General features: G+C 39.8%; 15 protein-coding genes and 1 pseudogene. 1 reads left to right on the plus strand and 15 read right to left on the minus strand.

What is annotated here, in order from left to right; translation table 11 throughout:
• Nucleotides 1-4 precede the first annotated feature (4 nt).
• The 9 genes from KZC02_RS05660 to KZC02_RS05700 form a co-directional block, all read right to left on the minus strand.
• A complete protein-coding gene (locus tag KZC02_RS05660; RefSeq protein WP_221393219.1) occupies nt 5-1063 on the minus strand; it encodes a lysylphosphatidylglycerol synthase transmembrane domain-containing protein in 1059 nt (352 codons plus the stop codon).
• A complete protein-coding gene (locus KZC02_RS05665) occupies nt 1044-2018 on the minus strand; it encodes a CDP-alcohol phosphatidyltransferase family protein (protein WP_221393220.1) in 975 nt (324 codons plus the stop codon). The genes KZC02_RS05660 and KZC02_RS05665 overlap by 20 nt, the downstream gene beginning before the upstream one ends.
• Nucleotides 2018-2887 carry a hypothetical protein gene (locus KZC02_RS05670; RefSeq protein WP_221393221.1) on the minus strand — a complete coding sequence of 290 codons (870 nt, stop codon included), beginning with the start codon at nt 2885-2887 and terminating at the stop codon, nt 2018-2020. Before KZC02_RS05670 ends, KZC02_RS05665 begins: the two co-directional genes overlap by 1 nt.
• Before the next feature lie 88 nt (nt 2888-2975).
• Nucleotides 2976-3689, minus strand: a complete 714-nt coding sequence (locus tag KZC02_RS05675; protein ID WP_221393222.1) for a sugar phosphate nucleotidyltransferase — start codon at nt 3687-3689, stop codon at nt 2976-2978.
• Nucleotides 3690-3868: 179 nt separating this feature from the next.
• Entirely contained in the window at nt 3869-6427 is a 2559-nt protein-coding gene (locus tag KZC02_RS05680) for a DUF5686 and carboxypeptidase-like regulatory domain-containing protein (protein ID WP_221393223.1), read from the minus strand.
• 99 nt (nt 6428-6526) lie between these two features.
• Entirely contained in the window at nt 6527-7552 is a 1026-nt protein-coding gene (locus KZC02_RS05685) for an NAD(P)-dependent oxidoreductase (RefSeq protein ID WP_221393224.1), read from the minus strand.
• Nucleotides 7549-8670: a hypothetical protein gene (locus KZC02_RS05690; protein ID WP_221393225.1), complete on the minus strand. Its 1122-nt coding sequence runs from the start codon at nt 8668-8670 to the stop codon at nt 7549-7551. Before KZC02_RS05690 ends, KZC02_RS05685 begins: the two co-directional genes overlap by 4 nt.
• Nucleotides 8667-9872 (minus strand): serine palmitoyltransferase, encoded by a 1206-nt coding sequence (spt, locus tag KZC02_RS05695; RefSeq protein ID WP_221393226.1) that lies wholly within the window; start codon nt 9870-9872, stop codon nt 8667-8669. The genes KZC02_RS05690 and spt overlap by 4 nt, the downstream gene beginning before the upstream one ends.
• A gap of 126 nt (nt 9873-9998) precedes the next feature.
• The gene (locus KZC02_RS05700) at nt 9999-10613 is read right to left on the minus strand and encodes a TetR/AcrR family transcriptional regulator (protein ID WP_229254006.1); all 615 of its coding nucleotides are present in this window, start codon (nt 10611-10613) and stop codon (nt 9999-10001) included.
• Between the two features lie 340 nt (nt 10614-10953).
• Here KZC02_RS05700 and KZC02_RS05705 point away from each other — a divergent pair, with 340 nt between their 5' ends.
• Nucleotides 10954-11256, plus strand: coding sequence for a hypothetical protein (locus tag KZC02_RS05705; protein WP_221393228.1), 303 nt, complete (start codon nt 10954-10956; stop codon nt 11254-11256).
• 9 nt (nt 11257-11265) lie between these two features.
• Here KZC02_RS05705 and KZC02_RS05710 read toward each other — a convergent pair whose 3' ends face one another.
• The 6 genes and pseudogenes from KZC02_RS05710 to KZC02_RS05735 form a co-directional block, all read right to left on the minus strand.
• Nucleotides 11266-12288: a CorA family divalent cation transporter gene (locus tag KZC02_RS05710; RefSeq protein ID WP_229254007.1), complete on the minus strand. Its 1023-nt coding sequence runs from the start codon at nt 12286-12288 to the stop codon at nt 11266-11268.
• A complete protein-coding gene (locus tag KZC02_RS05715; protein ID WP_221393229.1) occupies nt 12224-12463 on the minus strand; it encodes a hypothetical protein in 240 nt (79 codons plus the stop codon). Before KZC02_RS05715 ends, KZC02_RS05710 begins: the two co-directional genes overlap by 65 nt.
• A 72-nt stretch (nt 12464-12535) precedes the next feature.
• Complete coding sequence (locus KZC02_RS05720) at nt 12536-13525, minus strand: glycosyltransferase family 9 protein (RefSeq protein ID WP_221393230.1); 990 nt, start codon at nt 13523-13525, stop codon at nt 12536-12538.
• Nucleotides 13522-14163, minus strand: coding sequence for a glycosyltransferase family 2 protein (locus tag KZC02_RS05725; protein ID WP_229254458.1), 642 nt, complete (start codon nt 14161-14163; stop codon nt 13522-13524). Before KZC02_RS05725 ends, KZC02_RS05720 begins: the two co-directional genes overlap by 4 nt.
• Before the next feature lie 54 nt (nt 14164-14217).
• Nucleotides 14218-14498 (minus strand): annotated as a pseudogene (locus KZC02_RS05730) (glycosyltransferase); the annotation flags it as partial.
• A gap of 5 nt (nt 14499-14503) precedes the next feature.
• Entirely contained in the window at nt 14504-16312 is a 1809-nt protein-coding gene (locus KZC02_RS05735) for a carbamoyltransferase C-terminal domain-containing protein (RefSeq protein ID WP_221393232.1), read from the minus strand.
• Nucleotides 16313-16517: the final 205 nt, after the last annotated feature.

Raw genomic sequence — 16517 nt, forward strand, 5'->3', positions numbered from 1 at the left:
CTTTTTATTTTTGAGCGACAGAATGCGCGTAATTTAATTTGTTTTGCGTTTCAGCATCCAAGCTTTTATCTTCAATTCCAGCCCCTTTTTTATTCATCAAAGCGAGTCCTATCAAAATCCAGAAAATCTCACGGATGCGCATTACCACACCTATAAAAATTCCACTTGCCGCCGGCATTCCTACACTTCTCAGCGCCATGGCAAGTCCTCCTTCACGGGTTCCCAGCTGCATGGGAAAAAAGAAGATAAGATTGGCAAACAGTGATGATGCCGAGCTAACAATTAGTGCTTCAGTTATTGACATATTTAGTCCGATGGCTATTGCTGTGAAATAAATTTCTGCACAGCCTACTACCCTGGCTGCAAATTCCAGAACCAGTGAAGAATAAAATCTTGATTTTCTGTCCGTATAAAGAATCGTTATCTGATTATCAATTTCCTGCAACGAATCTGCTTTTTCAGCTGCAAAAGCACTTGCCTTCTTTTTAATAAATGGCAGCTTTGTCAGGATATTAATCGTGCTGACTGTAAAACCTTTTTTATAAACCCGGACAAACCAGTAACCCAAGCCCAGACTTATCAGTAACATAAATGCACAGCCGGCAAGCATCAGATTGTTTACCGGAACAAAAGCCAGGATCAAACCAATAGAAACCAGCCAGAACATAACATGCGAAAACATGTGCATAAGGCTGTATAACAATACCGATGAAGATGCTTTGTTGATCCCAAGTTTAGGTTTCAGCTCCATGATACGGTAAGGCTCACCGCCTAACGCTACAAACGGCGTAATATAATTGATGGCATAACCTGTAATTGTCAATCGCAAAACAGACCAGAATGGCAAGTTACTCTGAGGAAGACCAGGCTCCTGAATGATTGCTTTGAATGCAAAAGCATTCAGAATATAAATCAAAAGCCAGCTGCCGATTACGGGAACAAACCAGATACCGGTTTTTTGCATATTCAGCCATATTTCTTCCAGTCCGATGCCATATACCATATAGCCCAGGGAAAATATGCCGATCAGCAAAAAAACAGCTTTATATATTTTGGTCCCCATATTCACTGCCAGTCACAATTTTATTATAAAAATAACCGCTTACCTTTTCCTGATTGGAACACATATAAATCAGTATCGGGTTCAATACAAAAATGTCAAAGAAAAAATAGATCCATGCCTGGTCCAGAAACAACCATAAAAACAGAAATATCACGCGAGTATTGAATTGTATAATATTGGTGTATTTCATTAACGGTTTATTACGCGTCCTGAAATCAATGATCAGGTTCTGTGGTAAACCCATTTTATATTTCGCACGCACTACGGCAAGCAATTTTTGCAGTTTAGGAGAGAATTTTTCCTGCATGCGGGTATAATTCAGGTAGTTTCTGGCTATCAGTTTCATACCAAAATTCCTGCCCCATGTAAGCTGGTCGTATTCCAATTGCAAGTCCCGGCTATTATCCAGTTCACTTCCCGAGGTTCCTTTGATAAAAAACAAATGAACATTCCGGTAATAATCTGCCATGGCCGACTGCACCACGTGAGAGAATCCTGCCAATACACCGGGAATCCAGATTAACGCCGTCCAACCTTCATTCATACTCCGCAGACACAGCGCTATGTGTATGGAAATAAACCAAAAGTCACCCGCAGCACCGTCAAGTATGCGTCCAAGCCTGCTTTTATTGTTGGTCATCCTGGCAAGCTGCCCATCCGCACTATCAAGAGAATTGGCAAATACCAGTGACAACATACCAATTACATTGATCATCAGATCCTGGCTGTAAAACAAAATTCCAGCTGCTACGCCAAAGAAGATACTGATGATAGTTACCGTATTTGGTGTCATTCCGATTTTGGCACAAAACAAGGCAATCTGGTATCCAATCGGGCGATAAAACCAAATGTCAATTTTTTCTTCTGTATCGTTTGATTTCAAAGAATTTTCAAAGGAAGTAACATTTCCCTCAATCAATGGTTTTGTGGATTTGTCTTTTATTAAGTCTTCCATTACGGTTTTTGCGTAAATTTTTGAACAATTCTTTTTGCTATGAAAACTGCTGCGTCGTCCCGGCAAGGTGCAAAACTTGGCCAGTCATTCAGGTCAATAATATGAAAACTACCATCTTTACCTACTATGGCATCACCTCCGTAAATGTCAACACCCAAAACTTCCGCCGAAGCATTTGCCAGCGTTTTCAGATTATTTTCTTCAAAGGAATGATACAGCGACTTTCCGTTAATCTCCTCGTATGCGGAATATTTGTGATGGTTAAGATCGTATGGATAAAACCAAAAGAAAAAGTCAGTACCGTAAACACCATAAAATTTCACAAGATCACCCACAAGATGTTCAGAAATAACGGCATCAGGAATATCGCGTAGCGAATACTCTCTTAGTATTTCTTTTGCTTCCTTTTTGGTATAGGCAAATGTTACGTCCTCTTTATGAATCGCATGAAAATCGCCTCTTTTGATCCAAAATCCTTTCCCAGGTAACTGTTCAAATACTTCATCTCCTGAATACGAAGTAGGTACGACGAAGCTTTTTGGATAAGGAATCTGATTGTCGACCAGGCCATTTGTCATGTTGGTGCGGAAACAATTTTCAATTCCAAAAGCTGAATTAACAATCACTGTGCCGCTTTTTTCCAGATCCTGCATTTTTTTTACTACTTCTTTCTGACGGGCCATTGTAAATATGAAACGTTGGCTCACCTTTTCCATTTTCAGGAATTCATCTTCACTGCATATACTGATATTACAACCTGTTTTTTCCAGGGCTTGTGCTGTTAATGAAAAAATCGCATCATCATTACCGATATGATTGGGTGAAAATTGTTTGTTTCTATGTACTCCTAATATTTCTATATTTTTCATAATAATCAGCTTTCGGCTGTGAGCCATTGGCCTCAGCAGGCAGCTTCTTTAATCTGTGTCAATTCTATTTTACTTAGTGCCTTCCGATTTAAATTTCGTATTCTTCCATTAAAAATAATTCTGCCGTTTGAATATCAGCCACATGGTCCACATCCACAATTTTAGAAAACGGGTATGCTTTTAATTTTACTCCGCTGCTTAACATATTACGCTGAAAATTACGCATCCGGTTGGTGCCGTTTGCTATGGATTCGGCTACAACAGCCAGTGCTTTTCCACGCAGGCAGTAAATACCTCCCGAAATAAATGGCGTTTTTGTTGTGTTATTATCAGTAAATGCCGTGATATTTAAATCCTGGTCTGCGGCAACAAACAATGGGCTTTCGTCATCGACAAAAGAAGTAACCGCCATCAAACCATCAATTTCTTTGTTGTTTTCAAACTCATTAATGTAAGCCTGAAATTCAGCTTCCCTAAAAACAGTATCCGTTGTAGTTAAACAAATTGAATCTACATTCGGGATCGTTTTCAATAGCTCATAAAAACTGTGCAATGAACTTGGAGTAGACTTGCGTACAAGATCAATAGGAAAAGAATAATTCGTTACGGACAAATGATCATCCAGTTTTTCAGAATCTTCATTGATAATAATATGTATGCTATCTGAATTATTATTCATAAAAACACTGATCAGACGATCAATCAACATTTTTCCATGCAGGCTTACCATCGGTTTTGGTAAAGGAAATCCTTCCTTTGCCAAACGTGAACCTTCTCCTGCTGCTATTATTGCGTAATTCATGGTGTTTGTGTTCATCCCGGATCACGCCGGGGTTTCGTAATTTCTGCATATTCCGGTTAATTCCCGTCAATTCCCGTTGATTCCCGTTGATTCCCGTCAATTCCCGTTGATTCCCGTCAATTCCCACAGGGCGATGCCCTGGGCTGAGATATGCAAGCCTTTCAGGCTAACTCTTTTGTTTAAAAATCTAATCTGAACCTTGCCCTAATTCCCCACTTGGAGATGTTCGGATTATTCAGATAATTAAACCGTTTTACATAATCGACCCTCAGGATTTTAAAAATATTGGCAATCCCGATACTACCTTCCATATAAGGCTCCTTTCCAAGCGTGTAAGTAACAGACTGTCCTAATTCATCCACCGGGAATTTAAAAACAGAAGCTCCTTTATTAGGATTATTTTCATCACGCAAACCGCCTCTCACTGCTTTAAAACTTAAAACTTCGCGTAATTTCAGTTTTTTGATGAGTGGTAATTTATTGAATACAAATCCGTTCAGGTAATACTGTACATCAACGCTTGCATAATGGTCACTGGCAAATTCCAGGAAGTTCATCAGGTTATATGAATTGAGCTGATAAGCATAAGTCTGGTTAGCGCGGTGAATGGTCAGCAATGGGAATGGCAGGTTTTTTCCGATAATATAACCACCTTCCAAAGTAAGATCGACATAACCATACTGAGAAAGATAAACTCTCTTGGAAGCGTTCGCCGTAAAGTTGTGGTAACTATGTGAGCTGTTGAAAACATCTTTCAAACCTGCTCCATAGCGGAATGTGAAAATCGGAAATTTATTAATGATCGGAGTACGATATAACTTTCCCTGGTAAAACTGTTCTTTCGGGGCAAATCTTAATTCCAGATTTACTTCTGTATTACTCAATTGCTGGATAAAACGATTTTCTCCCTGCTGATCCGTTTCTTCGTACGTTAATATTCCCGCCGGTTTTTGTGTCCATTGCGTAAAGCCCATTTTATAAGAGAAATGACTCGGGAATTCACGCATATACTCAAAGCGGTATACATCATTATACAACCATCTGTTGTTCTGGCCTCTTTTAAAGGACAAAAGAAAATTATCCTCCTGTACAAATTGCAGATCCTGGCCAGGTATTTTAGTATCGCGCTGATAGCTGGCCTTGATATAATGCAATGGATAATGATATACCGATTTGTTGTTCAAAGAATAAGTGCCACTCAAAAAATACTTCCATTTCTCATCTTTAAAACCGTATGCAGCATAAGTTTCAAAAAATACTCTTTTGCTTAATTCCGTTGTAGTCCGGCCACCAAAGCGTAAACGAAACCCTTCAATCGGATTGAAACTGTAAAAAGTATTAACTGGCCCCACTTCCACAATACCGAATGATTTGTAACCTGCCAGGAACAATGATGTAATATCCATAGTGCGTCGAAAAGAAGGAATTGTCTGAAGTGTATCTACATTTCTGTAAATGTCTTTTTCAACTCTTTCCAATGGAATGTGCCTTGCGCCAGCCCAGTAACTTTCGTCAGATTTAATATCAGGATTATAGATCGCCTGTTCAGCCGGCCCTTTGTAAAGACTGTCAGCCTGAGGTTTGTTGATTTCGTAGTTCTTATAATTTACAACCCTTTGTCCATAAAGTCCTGCACTTTTTTCCCCAAGCGAAAACTCCATACTTAGCGTGGTTTTGCTCGGGTGGTAACGGCCATCCTCACTTTTCTCATATTCCAGGCGTGCTTCCAGATCTCTCATGAAATTGAGATTAATATCCTTGTTCACTGTCAGATATGCATTCTGTACCGCATAATTTCCGTCAAGTGTAATAAAGAGCTTGCCCTCAAACAGCATGTCTGTTTTGTTTCTTGGTACAAATCCAAGTTCGACAAGCCATGGCTCCTGGGTTTTGACGGTATCGCGGATAAAAAACTTATAAAAAGTAGGTGCTGTATTGGCGATCGGACTTAAAAGCAGGTTTGTGGCAATAGAAATATCGTTGTTGTAAAGGTTTATATCTTCATACAACCGGTTGAAATAAGAACTCAATCCGTCATTGTCTACAAATCTGGTATCAAATTCTGCCCTCCTGTTTGCTTTTACCCATTGCTTTTTAGTGTAAGGATCTTTGCGGAAATAGATCTGAGATAGCTTTTCCTGCATGTAAGCGGGCAGAATATTTTTGCCACCGATTGCAGCTGAATCCTGATCCTGGAAAAGAAACTGGTAATTCCTGAAAATCCGCTTTTCCTTGAAATTATTGGAAAGGTTACTTAGCGCAAAAGATATTTTTTCATACTGCTCATATTCCACAAAACTGTTATTGGCCATCTGGTTTTTATCCCTGTTTTCGATCACCTGACGGATCAGCTGTACAGCCGGATTATCCTTGTTCCGATAGCGTGCCCTTCCTTTTACGGTTACTTCTTTAAGCATAGAAGCATCCACGCGCATTTTAATATCCATAACCTGGCTGATTCCCGGAGTTATTGGCTTCACAATACTTTCATACCCAATATAGGTAAACTTGATTGTCGGATTCGTTCCGTCCAGAGTCAGTGCGTATTTCCCATCAATATCCGCAGAAGTACCCATGGTTGTGCCAGGAATAATTACACTTACGTATGGTAGGGTTTCTCCGGTTTTTTCGTCTTTTATTGTTCCTCTTATCGTTGTTGTTTGTGCAACCGTAACGTCATATCCCAGTATGGAAATACCGAATATGAGCACAAATCTTATGTATAATGACTTCAGCATTTCGTAATCGTAAGTGATTTAATTTTCATGGCGTACATTCATTCGGGATAAAATATCCGACAAATGATTATTTCCGTAATCCTGGTTTTAAGCAGATACTTAAAGCCAATTATTCTCTTTATACCAGGCCAGTGTTTCCGAAAGCCCTTTTCTCAGGTTGTATTGCGGTTCATAGTGCAACCCGTTTCTGGCTGCTTCAATACTGCAGTACCAATTGGCTGCTGTTAGCTCATTTACTTTTTCCTTGTTCAGCACCGGTGTTGTCTTTGAAAACATGGAAAATGTTTCAAGTACAGATGCAACCAGTTTGATAAAACCAAGTGGAAGGTGCAGCCTAAAGGGGCTTTTACCACTTAATTCATTGAAAAGATTAGCCAGTGCATAACGGTCATATTCCTGTCCGTCAGATATGTTATAAATACTGCGGCCTTTCTTTTCTTCCTGCAATGCAGACATCGTTACCCCAACCAGATCTTTCACAAAAACAAAACTTAACCACTGCGGTTTCCTTCCGATGTAAAGATCAAGTCCCTTACTTAATGTTTCAAACAGAATAAATATGTCCTTTTCCCGGGGCCCGAAAACAGCGGTCGGCCGGATAATTGTCAAAGGAAGTTCTTTTAAATCTGCCAGATAATTTTCTGCCAGCAACTTACTATTCCCATAAGAAGTTACCGGTTTTGGTACTGTATTTTCTGTAATAGGAGCCTGTGCGGTATAGGCTACCGGTCCAATCGCAGCCAGGCTGCTCATAAAAACAAACCGCTTCAGAGGTACCGAAACCATTAAAGATGCCTGGGCAAGATGCAGCGTGTATTCCGCATTTACCCGGTTATATTCAACAGTATTTTTAGCCCTTGTCGCACCTGCTGCATGAATTATGTAGCTGTAATTACCAGCTTCCAATACAGGCAGTAATGATTCTTTTGAACTAAAATCGGGATAAACAAAATTCAAAATTCCTGTCGCAGTCTGCTGTAAATCAGCTGCTAACTTTTTCAAACCCGCAATATCACTGGAAGGCCTTACCGCAGCATGGACATCATAGCCTTTCTCTAGCGCCGCTTGCACTAAATGATGGCCTATAAATCCACTGGCTCCGGTTATAAGTACCTTTTCGTTCATATCGCCTTTTCAAATATCCTGTAACGTTTGTATAATTTGCCATTGATCTGCTCAATAGCATGGTTCATCAGGTAATTATCTTCCAGCATCCACGAGCATTCTCCACCAGTTACTTTGGTGCCGTATGTATTTTTAATAATGCTGCCATACAAACAGGCTTCAATACCCATTTTTCTGTAACCCTCTATCACACCAAGTGTTAACACTCTAATACGCGTAATATTTTTCTTATTTAAAAGCAGTTTAAAAATACCTGTTGGCAATAAACGGCCTCTTTTTATTTTGATCAGTATCTGATTAATATCAGGAATACCCAATACGAAACCTACCATTTTATTATCCTTTTCTGCTACCAGGCAAAAATTAGGATCCAGTATCATTTTCAGGTCTTTGGCCAGGTATTCAAATTCCTTATCCGTAAATGGAACAAAGCCAAGGTTTTTATCCCAGGCTGCATTATAGACCTCACGCACTTTCCGGACTTCATTATCAAAATCCTTCAGATTGATCTTTCTAATAACAATTCCGCTCCGTTTCAATCTGCCCTGTAAAGCATCCAGTAATCTGACAGACCGGTCATTAGATGAACTAACATTAATTTCGTAGGCCAGCAGATCTGTTTGTTTTACCAATGAATTTGCCAGAAGAAGTTTTTCATAATAGGGTGCATTATAAGGCATCATAGCCATTGGCGGCTTATCAAATCCATCCACTAAAAGCCCGCAGGTTTCATTAGTAGACAAATTTACCGGCCCGATCAAATTGGTTGCTCCCTGCTCTTTCACCCAGTTTGTTGCCGCATTCAGTAATAAATCAGCGGTTTCCTGATCGTCTATACAATCAAAAAATCCAAAAAACCCGTCATTTTTTCCCGTGAATTTAATATGGTTTAAATTCCATATAGCCGCAATCCTTCCGGTAACACGATCCCCATTATACGTCAAAAACAGTTGTATTTTGGCATTTTCATGGAAAGGGTGTTTGCCAGGCGTGAGCATATCACGCTGCGCAATGAAAAGCTCAGGCACATAATTTTCATTTCCTTTGTAGAGGTCATGTGGAAAATCAATAAACCTGCCCAGCTCTTTACCCGAAGTTACAGATACGATTTGCGTCATAGTTTTTCTGTGATTGCTTCGGGACAGATTTCCCGGTAAATTTTAGCCATTTTGTCTATTGCTTCTTCTATTTGGCTGAAAGTGTGGGTAGCCATCAATGAAAAACGTATCAGGGTTTCGGATGGTGGTACAGCTGGTGACACAACCGGATTTACAAAGACACCTTCTTCCAGCAGAAGTTTGGTCATCATAAATGTTTTGTCATTATCTCTGATGTAAATAGGCAGAATCGGACTTTCAGTTCCACCCAGGTCGAATCCGTTTACTAAAAGTAATTCCTTTGCATATCTTGTATTGGCCCAAAGCCTTTCCATATGATATGGTTCAGATTCAATAATATCAAGTGCAGCCAGAGTACTTCCTACACTGGCAGGTGTCATACTCGCGCTGAAAATAAGTGAGCGAGCACGGTGTTTGATGTATTCAATTGTTTCTTCGTCACTTGCAATAAATCCGCCGAGAGAAGCAAAAGACTTACTGAAAGTTCCCATGATAAGATCGGTAGACTCGGTAAGATCAAAGTGGGAAGCAGTTCCGGCACCAGATTTTCCTATTACACCAAGACTGTGTGCATCGTCCACTAAAATAGATGCGCCAAATTCCTGTGAAATTGTGTTCAGCTCAGGGAGCTTGGTAATATCGCCTTCCATGCTGAATATACCATCAGTTACAATCAGCTTTACAGCATCCTCAGGCAAAAGGTTTAATTTTTTCCTTAGATCAGCCATGTCGTTATGAGCATACTTAATCACTTTGGAAAAAGACAAACGGCTGCCATCAATGATGGACGCATGATCTCTTTCGTCTAAAATCAAATAATCATTTCTGCCGGTAAGACAGGATATAGCTCCAAGATTAGCCTGATAACCAGTACTGAAAAGTACAGCCGATTGTTTTCCGGTGAACTTTGCCAATCTGTTTTCAAGCTGCTCATGAATATCAAGAGTGCCATTTAAAAAACGGGATCCTGCACAACCGCTGCCATATTTTTCAAGCGCTTTTTGTGCAGATTCTATAACGTAAGGATGCGTCGTAAGCCCCAGGTATGAATTCGACCCAAACATAAGCACGGGCTTTCCACCGATAAGAACTTCGGTATCCTGTGCTGACTGGATTGGTCTAAAATAAGGATATACTCCTTTTGCCCGTACTTCGGCCGCTTCTTTAAATTCAGCGACTCTTTTATGTAGTCTACTTCTCATAATGATTACTGGTGTCTTATGTTAGAGAACCATTTAATAGTTCGCTAAATTGTTAAAATATTCGTTCCCGGACGACTACTTTTGTTAAAATGTCTTGTTTTGTTAGTTTAATTCTTATCAGCCTCATCAGGAACTGACAAAAAGATAGTTTGTTACCATGCCAATCACATGATTTTTATGTTGTTCTGTAAAATCATTGAATTCCCTTTCTGTCATATTATGCATTTTCATGTGCATGTTTTTTCCAACCGAAACAAACTGCAAACTCCCCAAAATAATTGGCATTAAATGCCTGACTTCTATATTGCGAATGGCCCCTTTTTTCACTTCCTCTTCAATCTGGCCAGACAATTTCCTGCTTAAAAGTTCCTTGTATTTCAAAATTTCAGGAATTAAACTTTCGCAATCACGGTGGATCTCATTCATTAAAAACACCACCAGATTCGGCTCCTGCATCATCAAATGATAATCTTCTTCGATCATTGCCACAATTTTCTCCTTTAAACTAATAGGCTTATCAAGGATTTTAATTGTATTAGTATAATATAAAGAGAACAGGTCTTTAAATATTTCAACAAAAAGTTTCTCTTTACTGCGAAAATAATAATTAGTAAGTGCAATATTCATTCCTGCCGCATCAGCAATATCCCTTGCCGTCGTCCCCGCAAAACCCTTTTTAAGAAAAACAGATTTCGCTGCTTCCTTTAATTTTTCCTCACTTGATAGATTGATACACTTCACAATACTACTTTGTTGTTTATGGAACAAAGGTCGCATGCTAAACCTAATTCTCCAATCATTTCAAACTCTAATTTTAAACAAACGTTTAAAATCATCTTTTAAAATGATTAAATATTGAAATAATTATATTTGCAAAAGTAGTTTTTATTAACCGGGAAAGAAAATCTGCTCTAAAAGTAATTATTGTAGAGTACGCATTATCTATTAAACGGCTGCCTGAGTGGCTATAAAACTTTAACCCGATTTTAATATATATTAAAGTTTTATTAACATATTGTTAAGCGTAGTTCTGCTATCTTTTGAATAATTACTTTTGTTTGGCCAATCAACAAGAGTAAATATGATACACGAAAAAAACTTTCTGCTTGACACGGGCAGAATGATCAAAATCATTATCCGGGGCTACAATTCACCGATCGAACCGGCAATCAGCGTCAAAATTGAAGTTCTTATCAAGGATCCCAGGGAAGAATACTTTCATGCTCCTATCGGATTGTTACATCCGCAGTTTTGGAAGCTAAAAAAAATGGATCAGGAAAAAGCTGCGCTTCTGCAGATAAAGTACAGCGGTGTTTCACAAAAACAGATCAACAAGGCAATCAAGGAATTTGAAGACATTGCATCCTCTTCCGTTTTATTTTAATCTGATGAATTAAAGCCAGCCTCTGCGTTTGAACCAAGTATAAATGATCCCGGTAATCGCTACCATCAGCAACATCACACCCGGGTATCCGAACTTCGTTCTCAGTTCGGGCATAAAATCGAAATTCATCCCATAAATGCCCGCTATAAAGGTGAGAGGCATGAAGAAAACCGAAAATATTGTAAGTACCCGAATGATTTCATTCGTCCGTTGGGATGATATTGAAAAATAAATGGTGAGCAAATGATTTGTATTTTCAAACAATGTATCATAAATGGTATGCAGCTTCACATACAAATCCCTGCAATCCCGCGTGTATGTATCGGAATGTTCTTTATCATCAATTTTTTCAATGATTTCATTCGATAATAGTAATATCCTGCGTGTTACATCCACCTTTCTTTTAAGATAATACAAACCTTCCAAAAGTGATGCTTTCCTGTTTTTGAGAAACATGTTTTCTTCAAAGTACTCAATCTCGTGCGTAAGTTCGTCCGCCCTGATTTCATAGGTATGCAGCCCGCTTTTCACAATTTCGTTCAGAATGTTATGTGCGGATTTACAAAGCCCTTGTTTGATAAAATTTTCATTGATTTCCTTAACCTGCGGCCAGTCTTTCCTGTGGATGGTTATGATCAGATCATCCTTCATGAAAATTGCGATCTTATCGGTCAGCTCCTGAACCGTATCTGCCTTGTCCGCAACTTTGTCGGTATGCAAGCGAAAAATTATGAAGACATATGAACCGACATTTTCATGTTTCGGAAGATGGTCCGGCTGCAGGCAATCTTCAACCGAGGAATTGTGAAGTTCATAATTATTGGCAATTTCCTGCAATTCTTCTTTGGAAGGGTCAGTTACATCTATCCATTCAAATTGGTAAGCGGATTTATCGGCTATTGTATTGATCATGTATGAAAACTGTAAAATCGCAAAACGGTAAAGATCGTAAATAGCCAGTGCTTTTTCAAAGATCAGATATTTTCCTGCGCGGAAGGTCGGGCTGGTCTTCCCTGAAATCGCCGGATTCAAATAATGTTTCTCTCTGCTTTATATTTGGTGAACAAACATTCACATCAGATTGGGAGGAATGAGCAAAATGATGATTTTCATTTGCATCCATGCTTAAAAAACTAACTGTGGGAAAAACTGCCATTGCACTGCCTGATCGGTAATGAAACTGGCGTCTTTTGTAAAATGATTCCATGTTGAAATTTTTTGTGCGTTCTCAAAATCATATGCAAGCTAAATCTGGATCTTAAACTCATGTATTTTGAACTCATTCTGCTTCAACCACCAGATGCTGCATTTCTTCCAAAACCATATCAAAATCCTGGTTTTTTGTCCAGTCTATTGTTTTATGCAACGTTGTATCCAAAGGTGCCCAACGCTCCGGTTCACCATCCATACTGATTACAACACTCGGCGTTTTGGTAGCGGCGGCTATATGCGAAACTCCTGTACAGTTACTTATCAGTAAAGCTGCGTCCTTAATTAACTGTCCTATTTCTCCGAGCCCGGTTTGTCCTGTCAGATCAACCGGGGAATAACTCATCCTGTTCACAACCTGGCGCGTTATAGTTGCTTCTTCCCTCGTACCCGTTACAATGATCTGGTAACCATTTTCGGCACAATGATCGGCAAGGCTGGCAAAATTGGCAGGTGGCCATTGTCGCCAGCTTCCTCTGGAACCTGGATGTACACACACATAATTTTTGATTTTCACGGGCAGATTTAACAATTCCAGATTCTTCACTTCTGTATCGGTTATCGGAAATTCCAGGTCAGTCCCTCTTTGAGAAATTCCCAGATTTTCCAGCATAAGTAAATGCCTCAGGATTTCGGAAATTCCGGCTGGGTACTGAATAAATAAATCTCCGGGCATATAATTGCCGGCACTGTGAAATCCTGCAATAACACCAGTTGAAATATTTTGTAACATCTCATTTACAATGCTGCCATTACCCTGCATCTGAAGAATGAGATCAAAATTTTCCTGCTTCATCCGCTGACTGAAATTTGTCCATTCTCTTTCATTAAATGGCTGTTCGGGCAAACCGGGGTAACCCGGGAAATGAATGAATGAATCGATATAGGCTGAAAACCTGCTTACAAAGGAAGCCGCCCAGGGCAACCCCAAAAGTGTAATATGTGCAGCCGGATATGCCGCCCTCAACGCCCTTAATGCAGGAACAGCACAAAGCATGTCACCCAATTGCAATGCCCTGAACACGGCTATTTTCCGAACGGTTTCTGGTTTTAATTTCATAAGAAAAATACTTTATACCTGATCGCACCACATAATGTCCAAAAGACCGATAAATATGGAATAAACAGACTGGTGACAATCATTTCCATGCCATGCGAAAACGACATGACAGTTCCTTTTAAACGTTTATAAATAAATTTTGCAATGAAAAGACCCCACATTCCAATTGTAACAAAACCCGCAGCAAGATGACCTAATGTAAACAATATGATTGCTGCCAAACTCAAAATAATGATAAGATAATAGCTCCAGACCGGATGGGAGGCGATTTTTTTACGATAAAAATCCGGGTACTTTTTAAACAGCAATGCATTAAACATACTTTTCTTTTGATCCCGAATACTTACACCCCAGGGCGCTTTTCTTACGGGATGGATTACTTTGGCATTATCTAATTTTACAATAGGAACCTGGTGTTTAAACAGTTCAAATTCCAGCGCGGAGTCTTCACGCCAGGCGGAAGGAAACGCTTCATCAAAACCATGAACAAGGTCAAGTGCAGGGCGGCTACACGCACAATTTGCTGTGATAAAATCAGCAGTTGCCAGTTGAGAAACATTTCTCTGATAATCCGTAGGTTTTTCTGGAACCGGAACAATTACCTTTCCTGTGAAACTAATTCGTTCTTTTCTGTTCAACTGATATGCGTCCCAGTAATCATCAATCCAGTTTCCGGAAGGAATACAATCATCATCGGTAAAAACTATCAGATCTCCCGCAGCATCTTTCCAGCCGAAGTTTCGAGCAGCGGCAGGCCCCTTTTTTCGGGCAAATGATTAGATTTTAACTGAAAGTTCAGATCAAAAGAGCTCATTTCAAATATTACCTTTTCAGTAGCCGGGTCTGGTCCGTCAGAAACAACAATTACTTCAAAATATCGCTTATCAAAGTTTTGATCATAAATAGCTTTCAAACAACGGGTCAGTAAATCTGGCCGCTTGAAGGTAGGGATCACAACGGAAACACAGATCATCTTATTCACTTTTCCAGGATAAAAGAATTGATAATCAGCGCATCAAAAGGAGACGTCCAAAAACATTCAACAGCATCTCTCGGAGAACAAACAATGGGTTCACCTCTCGTATTAAATGAGGTATTGACCAAAACCGGAACACCTGTCAGCGCTTTAAATTCCCTGATTAGGTCATAATAGACAGGATGCTGCTGTTGATTGATCGTTTGAATCCGGGCTGTTCCATCAATATGCCGCACTGCCGGTATCTGATCCGCTTTTTCCTGCCTAACCGGATAAACGAAGAGCATAAAAGGTGATGTTCCGGCTCCTTCAAACCACTCAGGAGCATCTTCTTCCAGTACTACCGGTGCTACCGGCCTGAAATCTTCCCGGTCTTTAATGTCATTTAGCCTTGCCTGCATATCAGCATGAATTGGAGACGCAAGTATGGAACGGCTGCCGAGAGATCGGGGACCAAATTCCATTCTTCCCTGATACCAGGCTATCACTTTATTTTCGGCAAGTATGGCGGCAGTTTCTTTTGCGATATTGTAAAGTCTTTTATAAGGAGTTTTAGTCCAGAGTAAAAACTTTTCAATTTCTTCGTCCGAATAAGAAGGTCCCCAGTACACATGATCCATTGGAGAGGTGTATTTTTCGGAACTGGTTTTTCCGTTCAGCTTCACATCAATCCACATAGCGGCACCAAGCGCAGTTCCGGCATCGCCCGCCGCCGGCTGAACCCAGATATTTTTAAACGGGCCATTATCACGGATTACGGCATTCATGACGCAATTCAGTGCCACACCACCTGCCATACAAAGATTATCCGTATCTGATTGTGTGTGCAGCCATGCCACTAATTTCAGTACCGTTTTTTCCAGTACTTTTTGAAGCGAATGAGCTATATCATGATGAATCTGCTCAAAAGGATCATCTTTTTTACGTCCGGTGCCCCACCATAATTCCGGATCGAAATCATCAATGGTATACATCCCGTTTTCTCCAGCATGCAGTACAGAATCAAAATGACCGACATAAACAGGACTTCCGTAAGACGCCAGCGCCATTACTTTATATTCGTCGGAAGAATGGAGAAAACCCAGGTAGGTCGTTATTTTTTCGTACAACATGCCCAGTGAGTGCGGCATTTCAACTGTTGCTAATTGTGTAAGTTTATTGCCTTCTCCAATGAAATATCCGGTAGTTGCTTTTTCGCCGCGGCCATCCAGAGTAATTACAGCTGCTTTATTGTAAGGAGAAGGGAAATAGGCACTTGCAGCATGCGCGATATGGTGGTTTACAAATTCCCACTTGTCAGTTAATGAACCCGCATTTTCAAACCGTTTTTGCAAATGATGCGGATAACCATCTCTGAGCTGTTCAGGAGCTTTTCTGATGTAATTCAAAAAAAGTGTGTCCCAGCCATTATAAATATCTGTTTTTGTTTCAAGGCTGGTTTGAAAATATTCATAATCTTCGACCAGGCCTTTGTTTTTCCCCATGGAAATTTCATCTGATAAATTATTCAAAATCTCATCCTTTGATCCATCCGGGATTCCATCCGGGATTCCATCGGGGATTCCATCCGGGATTCCATCGGGATCAAAGGAATAAGCAATCTTGTCTACGTCTTTTAAATGTATTCCGGCCGTTTTCAAACAATAGTCAATGGCATGAAAAGGAAGTTCGTAAGCTGAAAATGGAACAGGCCGCTTACCATGTTTAATATGTGTAAATCTCTCTTCTTCCGCAGCGGCAATGATTTTTCCATCTTTTACCAGCGCAGCGGCAGTATCATGAAAAGCGGCATTAATACCGAGTATATACATACAAAATCAGGTCAGTTTAAAATTTTGCCAACGGGTAAAAGTTTTATGCCAGACGTATCCTGAATTCTAAATCATTTATTAAGCGGTATTACTTCTGTAAATAACCTGCAGGATGATTAAAATAAAGGCAGATTTAGCGATTAAAATGTCTTTGGCAGGATTGAAATCTGCTCGATTTGTAGATTTAATTCCCTATTAACCAATC

This window comes from Dyadobacter sp. NIV53, from assembly GCF_019711195.1.
GTDB lineage: Bacteria > Bacteroidota > Bacteroidia > Cytophagales > Spirosomataceae > Dyadobacter.

What these genes read in the sequence shown, in the direction of transcription:
- KZC02_RS05735 (WP_221393232.1), bottom strand. Translation starts at nt 16,312, where the DNA reads ATGTATATACTCGGTATTAATGCCGCTTTTCATGATACTGCCGCTGCG.
- KZC02_RS05680 (WP_221393223.1), bottom strand. Translation starts at nt 6,427, where the DNA reads ATGCTGAAGTCATTATACATAAGATTTGTGCTCATATTCGGTATTTCC.
- KZC02_RS05685 (WP_221393224.1), bottom strand. Translation starts at nt 7,552, where the DNA reads ATGAACGAAAAGGTACTTATAACCGGAGCCAGTGGATTTATAGGCCAT.
- KZC02_RS05690 (WP_221393225.1), bottom strand. Translation starts at nt 8,670, where the DNA reads ATGACGCAAATCGTATCTGTAACTTCGGGTAAAGAGCTGGGCAGGTTT.
- KZC02_RS05670 (WP_221393221.1), bottom strand. Translation starts at nt 2,887, where the DNA reads ATGAAAAATATAGAAATATTAGGAGTACATAGAAACAAACAATTTTCA.
- KZC02_RS05705 (WP_221393228.1), top strand. Translation starts at nt 10,954, where the DNA reads ATGATACACGAAAAAAACTTTCTGCTTGACACGGGCAGAATGATCAAA.
- spt (WP_221393226.1), bottom strand. Translation starts at nt 9,872, where the DNA reads ATGAGAAGTAGACTACATAAAAGAGTCGCTGAATTTAAAGAAGCGGCC.
- KZC02_RS05675 (WP_221393222.1), bottom strand. Translation starts at nt 3,689, where the DNA reads ATGAATTACGCAATAATAGCAGCAGGAGAAGGTTCACGTTTGGCAAAG.
- KZC02_RS05715 (WP_221393229.1), bottom strand. Translation starts at nt 12,463, where the DNA reads ATGGAATCATTTTACAAAAGACGCCAGTTTCATTACCGATCAGGCAGT.
- KZC02_RS05720 (WP_221393230.1), bottom strand. Translation starts at nt 13,525, where the DNA reads ATGAAATTAAAACCAGAAACCGTTCGGAAAATAGCCGTGTTCAGGGCA.
- KZC02_RS05660 (WP_221393219.1), bottom strand. Translation starts at nt 1,063, where the DNA reads ATGGGGACCAAAATATATAAAGCTGTTTTTTTGCTGATCGGCATATTT.
- KZC02_RS05665 (WP_221393220.1), bottom strand. Translation starts at nt 2,018, where the DNA reads ATGGAAGACTTAATAAAAGACAAATCCACAAAACCATTGATTGAGGGA.